Origin of the sequence: Saccharopolyspora rectivirgula DSM 43747 (genome assembly GCF_000497205.1) — a bacterium.
Classification (GTDB): domain Bacteria; phylum Actinomycetota; class Actinomycetes; order Mycobacteriales; family Pseudonocardiaceae; genus Saccharopolyspora; species Saccharopolyspora rectivirgula.
Window position 1 is genome coordinate 1 of the sequence record NZ_AYJW01000094.1, and the last position, 10847, is coordinate 10847.

The window sequence follows — 10847 nt, forward strand, 5'->3', positions numbered from 1 at the left end:
ACCTCGAGCAGCGGCTCGTCGACCTCGACGGTGTCGCCTTCCTTCTTGAGCCACCGGGTGATCGTGCCCTCGGTCACGCTCTCGCCGAGCGCTGGCATTTCAACTGAGAAGGCCATCTGTTGCTGACTCCTCGTGGTGTGGCGGGGTGCTAGCTGGCTCTAACCGACGTCATCCGTGCACGTGCAGCGGCTTGCCGGCCAAGGCGAGGTGCGCCTCGCCCAGAGCCTCGGTCTGGGTCGGGTGGGCGTGAACCAGCGGGGCCACGTCCTCGGGCAGGGCCTCCCAGTTGTAGATCAGCTGGGCCTCGCCGATGAGTTCACCGACGCGGTCACCGATCAGGTGCAGACCGACCACCGGGCCGTCGGTGACGCGCACCAGCTTGACCGCGCCGGAGGTCTTGAGGATCTGGCTCTTGCCGTTGCCAGCGAGGTCGTAGGTGAAGGTCTCGACCGAGCCGTACTGCTCCTTGGCGGCGGCCTCGGTGAGCCCCACGGAGGCGACTTCGGGGTGGCTGTAGGTGACGCGCGGAATGCCTGCCTCGTCGATCGGCTGCGGGTTGAGTCCAGCGATGTCTTCGGCGATGAAGATGCCCTGCTGGAAACCGCGGTGCGCCAGCTGCAGGCCGGGGACGATGTCGCCCACCGCGTAGACGCCCGGCAGGTTCGTGCGCAGCCGCTCGTCGGTGCGGACGAAGCCGCGTTCGAGCTGCACGCCGGCCTCTTCGAAGCCGTGGCCAGCGGTGTTCGGGCCGCGGCCGACGGCAACCAGCATGATGTCGGCCTCGAGCTGCTCGCCGTTCTCCAAGCTGACGGTGACGCCGGAGTCGGTCTGCTCCGCGCCGGTGAACTTCACGCCGGTCTTGAACTTGATGCCGCGCCGGCGGAAGGACCGCTCCAGGCGCTTGGAGATGAACTCGTCCTCGTTGGGGACCAGGTGCGGCAACGCTTCGACGATCGTGACTTCAGCGCCGAAGGAACGCCACACGCTGGCGAACTCCACGCCGATCACGCCGCCGCCCAACACGACGACCTTCTCGGGCACGAAGTCGAGGTTGAGCGCCTGCTCGCTGGCGATGATCCGACCGCCCAGCTCGAGGCCGGGGATCGTCTTCGAGTACGAGCCGGTCGCCAGTACGACGTTCTTGCCGGTGTACCGGGTGCCGTTGACTTCGACCGTGTTGGCGTCGACAAGGGTTCCGGCGCCTTCGACCAAGGTGACCTTGTGCGCCTTGGCCAGCCCCTGCAGGCCCTTGTAGAGGCCTGCGATGATGTTCTCCTTGTACTTGTTGACGCCGTGGATGTCGATGCCTTCGAACGCGGTTTTCACCCCGAACTGGTCGGCGTCCCGAGCGGAGTCGGCCACCTCCGCGGCGTGCAGCAGTGCCTTGGTGGGAATACACCCGCGGTGCAGGCAAGTCCCACCGAGCTTGTCCTTTTCGATGAGGACGACGGACAGGCCAAGCTCGGCTGCGCGGAAGGCGCAGGCGTAGCCGCCGGAACCGCCGCCGAGAACGACCAGATCGGCGGACGTGTCGGTCACTTCGCACTCCTCGACAGGCATCGTTGACTCGCTGTTGGCCCGGCAGACCTGAGGTCTCGGGCACCGGAATCATCTTGTCACCACACGATGCGGGGACGCGACGTGGGCTGGGTCAGTCCAGCTGGCGTCCGGTGAACAGCGAGGGCAAGCTGATCTTCTTCGGGTCAATTGTCCGCTTTTGATGGCATTATCGCGGGGTGTTGACCCTACTCGGAGGGAGGCTCATGGGGTTACTGGATCGGTTTCGACGCCGCGGGGGCCGACCTGGCAGCCGCGGCGCGCGACCGGAAGACGTCGAGCACCTGTTCAACTGGGCGGCCAGCCGTCGGGGCGTGGAAGGCTATCTGGAGCCTCGCACGTATGTAACTGAAACCACTCTGCTGCTGATAGCGCACGACGGGGAGTGGACCCGGCGCCGGGTGGACGGCCCGGCTGCCGCGTTCCGCATCGCGCGCCAGATGCAGATCCCCTGTTACGAAGTGCACAAGGTCGGCTATCCGCAGCGGATGCGGGACTACCAGGCGCGACAGCGCATCCTGCGCAAGCGGGAGCGGCAGCGTCGCCTGCTGGGCGACAGCGGGACCAACGTCGAGGGCTGAACCCTCAGTTCGCCACCCGAGTGGTGGGGTTGCAGTGCACCGGGAACGCCACCGAGTTGGCGATGTAGCACAGCTTGTGCGCCTGCTGGTGCAGCGCTTCGGCGACGTCGACGCTCACCCGGTCCCGGACGGTCACCTGAGGGGCCAGCGTGACCTCGTCGAACCGGCCGCCGCCGTGCGGCTCTTCGACGAGGGTGCCGCGGGCCTGGTCGTGGTAGCCGATGACGACGACTCCGCTGTCCGCGGCCAACTGCAGGTACCACAGCATGTGGCACTGCGACAGGGACGCGACCAGCAGTTCTTCCGGGTTGTACCGGTCGGGGTCGCCGCGGAACGCCGGGGCGGCTGAGGCGTTGATCGATGCTTTGCCGGGGGAGCGGATCTCGTGCGTGCGGCGGTAGCCGCGGTAGCTGTTGGTGCCCGGTCCGGTGTTTCCGGTCCACACCACGTCGACTTGGTAGTCCCGCCGGATCGGCGCGGCTTGTGGTGCGGCTTGCTCTGCCTTCGTCATCGGCCCATCTTGGCATCGGATGCCACCGGCGAGCAGATTGCTTTGAGACTCATGTCACATGCAGCGCACCGTGATGGAGTAACTGGCCCGTTTTGACCGACCTTCTGGGGTGGGCCGTGCTCGCGGAGGGAAGCGCGGGAGCACCGGGAAGCGCCGCGGTGCCCCCGCGGATCGAGGCTCAGCCCCGCTCGGCGATGTCGGCCAACACCGCGGCGAGGGTGCGGACCGGAACACCGGTGCCGCCCTTGGGGGTGTAACCCCACGGGGACCCGCTGTTGTAGGCCGGTCCGGCGACGTCGATGTGGGCCCACTCCACGCCCTCGGCGACGAACTCCTTCAGGAAGTGCCCGGCGGCGAGCATGCCGCCCCACCGCGAGTTGGTCACGTTGGCCAAGTCCGCCAGGTTCGAGTCCAGCTCGGCCCGCAGCTCCTCCGGCAGCGGCATCGGCCAGGCGCCTTCCCCGGCGGCCTGCGACAACCGCGCGACCCGGTCGCGGAATTCGTCGCTGCCCATCACGCCCGGGGTCCGCTTGCCCAGCGCCACCACCTGCGCACCGGTCAAGGTGGAGGTCTCGATGAGGTAGTCCGGGTCGTCCTCGCAGGCCCTGCTGATCGCGTCGGCCAGGATCAGCCGGCCCTCCGCGTCGGTGTTGAGCACCTCGACGGTCTTCCCGCTGTACATCTTCAGCACGTCACCGGGGCGGTACGCGGTCCCCGACGGCATGTTCTCGGCCATCGGCACGGTGGCCGAGATCTCCAGCGGGTAGTTCAGCTTGGCCGCCAGCACCATCGTGGCGACCACGGCGGCCGCCCCCGACATGTCCGAGGTCATCTCGTGCATGTTGGAGCTGGGCTTGAGCGAGATGCCGCCGGTGTCGAACGTGATGCCCTTGCCGACCAGCGCGACCTTCTTGCTGCTCTTGGGACCCTTGTGCCGGATGCGCACCAACCGGGGCGGCCGGGAGGACCCGGAGCCGACGCCGAGGATGCCGCCGAAGCCCTGCTTGCGCAGCGCTGCCTCGTCCAGCACTTCGACTTCCAGGCCCGCCGAGCGGGCCAGCTTCTCGGCGCGTTCGGCGAAGGAAGCCGGGTAGAGGTCGCTGGGCGGGGTGTTGATCAGGTCGCGGGCGGTGTTGACCGCCTCGGCGATCGCGGTGGCGCCCTTCAGCGACTTCTGGGCGTCGTCGCTGACGCTGTCCACCACGAAGTCCACCTTGGCCAGCGAGTCCTCCTCGGTCTGGGACTTGTAGCCCTTGAACGAGTAGCCCCCCAGCACGGTGCCCTGGACCGCTGCCGACAGGTCCGCGGCGGAGAGGGTGGTCGCGACGTGCTCCGCACTGCCGAACGCACGGGCAGCTGCCCCGGAGGCGCGGCGAACGGATTCGGCGGAGACGCCGTCCTCGGCCTTGCCCAACCCGACGGCGAGCAGCACCCCGGCGCGCAGTTTTCCGGTGGCTGGGAGCTTGACGGTTTCCTCGGCCTTGCCCTTCGCACCCAAAGCGGTGAGGGCCTTGGTCAAGTCGCCGTCGTACGCTTCAGCGACCGGTCCCGCCCCGGGCGCCAGTTCGAGACCGTCTGCGCCCTGCACGGTGCCGATCACAAGGACGTCCGCGGACACCTTGGCCGCTGCCTGGTCGGTGAGGGCAAGTTTCGGGGTTGTCACGTGGTTCATCCTCCGGCCTGTGAATAGCTGTTCGAAGTTTTCCGCGTTCGGCGGGCTGGGGCTGCGGCGGGCGGTTGCCGGGGGGCTGCCTCCGGTCGCAACACCATGCCACCCGTAAGCCGGTGGCATCGTTCTTTTCGCACTCTAGAACTCCGCGCGGGACGGTGGTCGCCCAGGCGGTGATACGGCCTGCCGCGTAGGCTGACGCCCGCCCAGCTACGCAGTGTGGATCAGCCGACAGGTGGCTGTTCTGCTCGAAGTCCTCTGCGAAGGTGATGGCGTGGCCCAACAGGTTGAGACGTCTCGGCGGCTTTCTTCCGGGACCGGTGCGGTGCCGCTGGCGCTCGGCGGAACGCTGGGAGCGGGGCTGCTGCTGGGGCCCGCCCCCGCGGCAGCTGCGGCTGGCCCGTGGTTTCCGCTCGGACTGCTGCTGGCGCTGGCGACAGCCGTGTGCTGCTCGGTGTCGAGCGCGCACGCCTCGGTCGCCTATCGGGGACCCGGTGCTGGCTACGCCTGCGCTCGCTCCCAGCTGGGGCTGGTTCCCTCCCGGATCGCAGGGGGGACTTGCCTGGCCGGACACGTCTTCGCGCTCGCCGCTGCCGGACGAGTGGTCGGTGATCTCTTCGCGCCGTCCGCGGCCTCCTGGACCGCAGCCGCGGTCGTCCTGCTGGTCGTGCTGCTGGCCACCGCGGGGCTGCGGTTCCGCGGGGCGGTTGCCTGGGGATGGTTGGCGCTGAACCTGGCCGTGGTCGCGGTGGTGGTGCTGGCGTGCTTCGCGATCCAGCCGGTGGACACCCCCGTGTTCGAGCCCCCGGAGACCGACACCGCCGTGGGCATCACCGGGGCGGCCGGAGCGCTGGTGTTCGCCTACTTCGGCTTCGAACGGCTGACCGCGCCGGCGACCGAAGCCGACCGGTACAGGTGGCCGGCGGTCAAATGCGGGACGTGGTTCGCGCTGGCGGTGATCACCGTGCTGTTGGGGACGCTCACCGCAGCGCTGGCGCGCCAGCTCGGGTGGTCGAGGCTGGCCCTGTCCTCCGCGCCGGTGCGCGACGCGCTCACCGCCGCCTCGGCCGCGGACCTGCTGCCGCTGGTGGGCGCAGGGGTGGCCGTGGGGTTGTTGCCGGCGTTGCACGCGGGCCTGGAGTCGTTCCGATCCACGGCTTTGGCGATGTTGCGGGAGCGGGAACTCCCGGCGTTCTTGGGGCGCACCAGCTCGGCCGGCACCCCGTACCTGCTCGACCTGGCCGCCGGGTTGACCGCCGCGGTGCTGGCGCTGCTGCTCGACCCGGTGACGGCGATGCTGACCGCCTGCTGCTGCCTGCTGGTGTACTACGCGCTGACCAACGCCGGTGTGCGGGTGTTGCTGACCAAAAGCCGCAATTGGCCGATGCGAGCTGCGTGCCTGGGAATGGCTCTTTCGGTTGTGCTGCTGATGAGCCTGCCGGTGCACGCACTGCTCACCACGTTAGCCGTGGTCGTCGTCTGCCCGTTGTTGTCCGGTTTGTGGACTCGTCGCTGGAGTTGAGTCGGTCATGTTGAGAACACCTGTTGAGGCCCCTGCAGGAGCCCTTCCCGGCAAGGTCAAGTGGAGCTACGGGGACCAGGTCCTGTACAGCTTTTGGCGGCTGGACGGGTCGCTGGGCACCGTGCACCCGTCCCGAGTGCTCGAAGACGACGGTGACCAGCTGCTGTGCTGGGTGTTGGACGGCACGCCGATCAGGGTGACGACCTCCCCGGACGGTCGGCACCCGCGGCAGATGCCGTTGGACGAGCGCTTCAGCGGTCCCCGGAAACCCGCCCGGTCGGTCTGGAGCGGCACGTCCACGCTCCGCTTGGTCTTCGAGCGGCACTGGTCTTCGGTGTGGTGGTTCTTCGATTCCGCCGGGCAGTTCCGCAACTGGTACGTCAACCTGGAGATCCCCCTGGGGCGGGTGGGCAACGAGGTGCGCCGCGTGGACGGGGTGCTCGACCTGCTGGTCTTCCCGGACGGCAGCTGGTCCTGGAAGGACGCGCACGAAGTCGAGGCGGCGCTGCGGGCGGGCCGGTTCGGCACCGCCGAGCTGGACCGGTTGCGCAGCGAGGGCGAGCGCATGATCAAGCTCGCGGAAGGCGGCGGGTTCCCGTTCGACGGCACGTACTGCGATGCTCGACCGGATCCGGAGTGGTCGCTGCCGTCGCTGCCGGAGGAGCTGCTGGTGGCCTGAAGTCCTGCCTTCTTCGGCGGGTTGGTGCGGTGAGCAGAGGCGAGGAGAACTGGCCCCGGCTCCTGGGCTTCGCCGATCCGAGCTGCGGTGTTCGGGTCAGCGGTCCGAGATCGGTGTGGGCGGGGCCGCTGGACGTGTCCGGTCTCGCGGTGGCCGGTGTGCGGGAAGCGGCCTGTGCTGCGGCTTCGCTCGCGCACCGGCGCGGCGCTTCTCCTGGTTTCACCGTGGACAGCCGCGCGGTGGCGGCGGCGCTGGCCTCCCTGGACCGGCTGCGGGTGGACGGTCGGGCCCTCCAGGCGTGGGCGGGGCTCTCCGGTTTCTTCCCCACCGGGGACGGTTGGGTGCGGCTGCACGCCAACTACCCGCACCACCGGCGGGCCCTGCTGAGCGCGCTCTCGGTGGGGGCGGAGGACGACGAAACCGCTGCCGGGCTGGTTCGGCGCGCTCTTGCCGACATGACCGCGGTGGAAGCGGAGGACCAGGTGCGGGCGGCCGGTGGGGTGGCCGCTGCGGTGCGCACCGCCGAATCCTGGCGCCAGCACCCGCAGGGGAGCGCGGTGCTCGGTGAGCCGCTGGTGGCGATCGAAACCACCGGGGTTCCGGGTGCTGCGCTCGGGCGGACCGGGGAGCTGCCGCTGAGCGGGCTGCGCGTGCTGGACCTGACCCGGGTCATAGCTGGCCCGGTGGCCACCCGAACTCTGGGTGCGCTGGGAGCGGAGGTGTTGCGGATCGACCCGCCGCACCGGCCGGAGTTGTTGGAGCAGCACCTGGACACCGGGTTCGCCAAGCGCTCGGCGCTCGCCGATCTTCGCAGGCCCGGGCAGCGCGAGCGGGTCGAGGAACTGGTTTCCGCGGCGGACGTGGTGATCACCGGGTACCGACCGGCAGCGCTGGCCGGTTTCGGCCTGGGAGCTGAGCAGTTGCTGCAGCGGCACCCGGGACTGGTCGTGGGGGAGCTGGCCGCGTGGGGGTTCACCGGACCGTGGAGCCGGGAGCGGGGGTTCGACAGCATCGTGCAGGCCGCCAGCGGAATCGCCCACCGCTACCGGAAGCGCGACGGTCGTCCGGGGGCGCTGCCGGTGCAGGCGCTGGACCACTCGGCCGGGTACCTGCTGGCGGCAGCGGTGATGCGCTTGCTCGCCCGCCGTCCCGAAACCGGCGGTGGCGTGGTCCGGGTGAGCCTGGCGCGGGTGGCGCGCGAGCTGCTCGGCATGGCCGCTCCCGAGCCGGGCGCCGAGGAGCCGGAGCCTTGGCCGCTGCGGACCTGCGAGTGCCCGCACGGGGAGCTGGCGTACGTGCCGCCCCCGTTCCTCCTCGACGGTGAGCAGCTGGACTACTCCTCGCCGCCGAGCCGGTACGGCCAGGACGACCTGGTGTGGCGCAGCGCGCGCTAGAGGGAGGCGCCGAGCAGGAACGCGATCAGCGCGACCAGCGCGGCCACTCCGCCCACGGAGCTCGCCCGCAAGTCCTCGGGGAAGAAGGCCTGGTGCCGGTTGTGCCACCAGAAACCCCACCACACCACGCCGATGCCGCCGAGGACACCGCCGAGCGGCCCCATCCACGCGATCCCCAGCAAGACGGCCAGTCCCGCTCCGAGCGGCATCAACGCCGCCAGCGCAGCGGCCAGCGCGTCCTGGGAAACCGTGGTGGGAACGGGGAGTTCCTGGTCAGCTGCCATGCCAGCAATGGTAGGCCGCTGGCCAGGTCATTTGCCGGATCGATCACGCACAGCTCGAGTTCGTACCCGAACAGTATTGAGCTCGATAGTTGGAATGCCGAGTTCCTGCCATCCGGTTTCCACTGCTCGTAGGCGCGCGATACGGTTTCCGCATGACTGAAGCGCTGTCTTTTACCCGGATTCCCCATCCCAATCCCACTTCTCCTGAACGCCGGGAGGAAATACTGGCGAATCCGGGATTTGGACGGTTCTTCACTGATCACATGGTGACCATCCGGTGGACCAGTGAGCGCGGCTGGCATGACGCGAAAGTGGAACCGTACCACTCCCTGGAGTTCGACCCGGCCACCACCGTGCTGCACTACGGCCAGGCGATTTTCGAAGGTTTGAAGGCCTACCGGCAGCCCGACGGCTCGATCGCTGCGTTCCGCCCCGACGCCAACGCCCGCCGGTTCCAGCGTTCGGCGCACCGGATCGCCATGCCGGAGCTGCCCGAAGAGCTGTTCCTGGAATCGCTGCGGCAGCTGATCGCAGTGGACTCCGATTGGGTGCCGGAAGGCGGCGAGAGCTCCCTGTACCTGCGGCCGTTCATGGTCTCCACCGAGCCCAGCCTCGGCGTGAACCGGCCGGCCAACTCGTACCTGTACGTGCTGATCGCTTCGCCAGCCGGGTCCTACTTCTCCGGCGGCGTCAAGCCGGTGACCGTGTGGCTCAGCCACGAGTACGTGCGGGCAGCTCCCGGCGGCACGGGTGCTGCGAAGTTCGCCGGGAACTACGCGGCTTCCTTCCTGGCCCAGGCGGAGGCCGTGGAGCAGGGCTGCGACCAGGTCGTTTGGTTGGACGCCGTGGAACGCCGGGCCGTCGAGGAAATGGGCGGCATGAACCTGTTCTTCGTGTTCGGCTCCGGGGCGGAGGCCAAACTGGTCACCCCCGAGCTGAGCGGCAGCCTGCTGCCCGGTGTCACCCGGTCTTCCCTGCTGGAGCTGGGCTCCGAGTTCGGTCTGCAGGTCGAAGAACGCCGCATCACCGTGGACGAGTGGGAGAAGAAGGCCGCCAGCGGGGAGCTGACCGAGGTCTTCGCGTGCGGCACCGCCGCCGTCATCACCCCGGTCGGACGCGTCAAGCACCGGTCCGGTGAGTTCACCATCGCCGACGGCCAGGCCGGCGAAGTGACCATGAAGCTGCGGGAGCGGCTGACCGGAATACAGCGCGGGACCAGCGAGGACACCCACGGCTGGATGGTCAAGCTGAGCTGAGCGCGCGGGGAGCAGAACGGGGTCGGTCGCGCGGCAACACCCGCGGGGAAGCCCTGATCGGCCCGGTTCTGCTTGCTAGCCCAGTGCGGAGACCACGAGCACCGCTGTGGTGCCGAGCTCCGACGCCGCGCCCAGCACGTCGCCCGTGACACCGCCCAGCCGGCGATCGGTGTGCCAGCTCAACCCGAACACCAGCAGAGCCGCGACCAGCACGCCGACCACAGCGGACCAACCCGCCCACACGGCGAGCAGGGCCAGCGCCGACCACCACGCACCAGCGATCCACCGCGGCTGACTGCCGGCCACCAGCGCCCCCATGCCCTCCGGGCGCGCCGCGGCCACACCCCGCCGGCAGCACAGCACCATCCCGGCCCGGCCGGCCGCGCACGCCAGCACCACGGTGAGCGGAGCGCCGCCGAGCTCCGCCAAGCTCACGGCCTGCATTCCCAGTACGAGCACCAACGCCACCACGGCGAACGGTCCGGTGCCGCCGTCCCGCATCACCGCCAGGGCGCGCTCCGGCGGCCCGTAGCAGCCCAACCCGTCCACGGTGTCGGCCAGCCCGTCGACGTGCATGCCCCGGGTGGCCAACACCAGGACCGCGACCACCAGCAGCCCGGCCAGCAGCGGTGGGCTCCCCAACGCGGTCAACCCCCACAGCAGACCGGCTGCGACCAGCCCGACGGTCAACCCCACCAGAGGCGCGAACGCGATGGCGTTCCGGCAAGCGCGCTCGTCCACCCGGGGGACGTGCACCGGGAGCACGCTCAGCCAGGAGAACGCCAAGCGCAACCCGGCGATCACAGTTGCGCGGCAGACGGTTGGCCGACTGCTTCCTCGGCGGCCGGGCCGCCACCGACCCCGGCTTCGTCGAAGGTCGCCATCTCCGCCAGCAGCCGCACCGCCGCGTTGACCACCGGCAGCGCGGTCAGCGCTCCGGACCCCTCGCCGAGCCGCATCCGCAAGTCCAGCACGGGCTCCAGATCGAGGTGCTCGAGCACCAGGGAGGCGGCGGGCTCGGCGGAGCGGTGCCCGGCCAGCCACCACTGCCTGGCCCCCGGGGCGAGCTCTTCAGCCACCAGGGCCGCGGCGCCGACCACCACACCGTCCAGCAGCACCGGGGTGCGGCGCACCGCTGCCTGGGCGAGGAAACCGGCCTGCGCAGCGATGTCGGCCCCGGCCGCGGTCCGCAGCAGGGCGATCGGGTCGTGCAGAACCTTGCGGGCGCGGCGCAGCGCGTCCCGGATCGCGGCGGTCTTCCGCATCCACGCGCGGTCGTCGATGCCGGTTCCGCTTTGACGCGCGCGACGTCGGCCAGGCGCCCTGCGTCGCGAAGCCGCGTCACGAACATCTTCACCGTCGGCCCGATGCCCACCGAGAACAGGTCGAACACG

Annotated in this window: 11 protein-coding genes and 1 pseudogene; 5 read left to right on the forward strand and 7 right to left on the reverse strand. The window is 69.8% G+C overall.

From position 1 onward, the window contains the following. A partial coding sequence (locus tag SREC43747_RS0118110) for a biotin/lipoyl-containing protein (RefSeq protein ID WP_201768728.1) occupies positions 1 to 116 on the reverse strand: 116 nt, incomplete at its 3' end. A gap of 52 nt (positions 117 to 168) precedes the next feature. Then, positions 169 to 1539: a dihydrolipoyl dehydrogenase gene (gene lpdA, locus SREC43747_RS0118115; RefSeq protein ID WP_029722791.1), complete on the reverse strand. Its 1371-nt coding sequence runs from the start codon at positions 1537 to 1539 to the stop codon at positions 169 to 171. A gap of 224 nt (positions 1540 to 1763) precedes the next feature. Here lpdA and SREC43747_RS0118120 point away from each other — a divergent pair, with 224 nt between their 5' ends. After that, positions 1764 to 2138 (forward strand): hypothetical protein, encoded by a 375-nt coding sequence (locus tag SREC43747_RS0118120; protein WP_029722792.1) that lies wholly within the window; start codon positions 1764 to 1766, stop codon positions 2136 to 2138. A 4-nt stretch (positions 2139 to 2142) separates the two neighbouring features. On the opposite strand, the gene SREC43747_RS0118125 is transcribed toward SREC43747_RS0118120, so the two are convergent. Together SREC43747_RS0118125 and SREC43747_RS0118130 are read right to left on the reverse strand one after the other, a co-directional pair. Further along, positions 2143 to 2649, reverse strand: a complete 507-nt coding sequence (locus tag SREC43747_RS0118125; RefSeq protein WP_051388142.1) for an OsmC family protein — start codon at positions 2647 to 2649, stop codon at positions 2143 to 2145. 178 nt (positions 2650 to 2827) lie between these two features. Then, positions 2828 to 4312: a leucyl aminopeptidase gene (locus tag SREC43747_RS0118130; protein ID WP_029722794.1), complete on the reverse strand. Its 1485-nt coding sequence runs from the start codon at positions 4310 to 4312 to the stop codon at positions 2828 to 2830. Between the two features lie 280 nt (positions 4313 to 4592). Here SREC43747_RS0118130 and SREC43747_RS0118135 point away from each other — a divergent pair, with 280 nt between their 5' ends. The 3 genes from SREC43747_RS0118135 to SREC43747_RS0118145 are packed head-to-tail and all read left to right on the forward strand — an operon-like array spanning position 4593 to position 7913. After that, positions 4593 to 5840, forward strand: a complete 1248-nt coding sequence (locus SREC43747_RS0118135) for an APC family permease (RefSeq protein WP_029722795.1) — start codon at positions 4593 to 4595, stop codon at positions 5838 to 5840. A 7-nt stretch (positions 5841 to 5847) separates the two neighbouring features. Continuing rightward, positions 5848 to 6519: a ribonuclease FAU-1 family protein gene (locus SREC43747_RS0118140; protein WP_029722796.1), complete on the forward strand. Its 672-nt coding sequence runs from the start codon at positions 5848 to 5850 to the stop codon at positions 6517 to 6519. Positions 6520 to 6548: 29 nt separating this feature from the next. Beyond that, entirely contained in the window at positions 6549 to 7913 is a 1365-nt protein-coding gene (locus SREC43747_RS0118145) for a CoA transferase (protein WP_081722681.1), read from the forward strand. Here SREC43747_RS0118145 and SREC43747_RS0118150 read toward each other — a convergent pair. After that, positions 7910 to 8197 carry a hypothetical protein gene (locus SREC43747_RS0118150; protein ID WP_029722798.1) on the reverse strand — a complete coding sequence of 96 codons (288 nt, stop codon included), beginning with the start codon at positions 8195 to 8197 and terminating at the stop codon, positions 7910 to 7912. The two genes, SREC43747_RS0118145 and SREC43747_RS0118150, sit on opposite strands and share 4 nt — an antisense overlap. Positions 8198 to 8349: 152 nt before the next feature. Between SREC43747_RS0118150 and SREC43747_RS0118155 the strand changes: the two genes are divergently transcribed. Then, positions 8350 to 9453: a branched-chain amino acid aminotransferase gene (locus SREC43747_RS0118155; RefSeq protein WP_029722799.1), complete on the forward strand. Its 1104-nt coding sequence runs from the start codon at positions 8350 to 8352 to the stop codon at positions 9451 to 9453. A gap of 75 nt (positions 9454 to 9528) precedes the next feature. Here the strand turns inward: SREC43747_RS0118155 and SREC43747_RS0118160 are convergent, their stop codons facing one another. Further along, positions 9529 to 10254, reverse strand: a complete 726-nt coding sequence (locus tag SREC43747_RS0118160; RefSeq protein WP_029722800.1) for an adenosylcobinamide-GDP ribazoletransferase — start codon at positions 10252 to 10254, stop codon at positions 9529 to 9531. Continuing rightward, positions 10254 to 10745 (reverse strand): annotated as a pseudogene (locus SREC43747_RS0118165) (nicotinate-nucleotide--dimethylbenzimidazole phosphoribosyltransferase); the annotation flags it as partial. The pseudogene SREC43747_RS0118165 and the gene SREC43747_RS0118160, both read right to left, overlap by 1 nt. Between the last annotated feature and the right edge of the window lie 102 nt (positions 10746 to 10847).

Coding starts and splice junctions, on each gene's coding strand:
- SREC43747_RS0118120 (WP_029722792.1), top strand. CDS start 1,764: ATGGGGTTACTGGATCGGTTTCGACGCCGCGGGGGCCGACCTGGCAGC.
- SREC43747_RS0118125 (WP_051388142.1), bottom strand. CDS start 2,649: ATGACGAAGGCAGAGCAAGCCGCACCACAAGCCGCGCCGATCCGGCGG.
- SREC43747_RS0118140 (WP_029722796.1), top strand. CDS start 5,848: ATGTTGAGAACACCTGTTGAGGCCCCTGCAGGAGCCCTTCCCGGCAAG.
- SREC43747_RS0118150 (WP_029722798.1), bottom strand. CDS start 8,197: ATGGCAGCTGACCAGGAACTCCCCGTTCCCACCACGGTTTCCCAGGAC.
- SREC43747_RS0118155 (WP_029722799.1), top strand. CDS start 8,350: ATGACTGAAGCGCTGTCTTTTACCCGGATTCCCCATCCCAATCCCACT.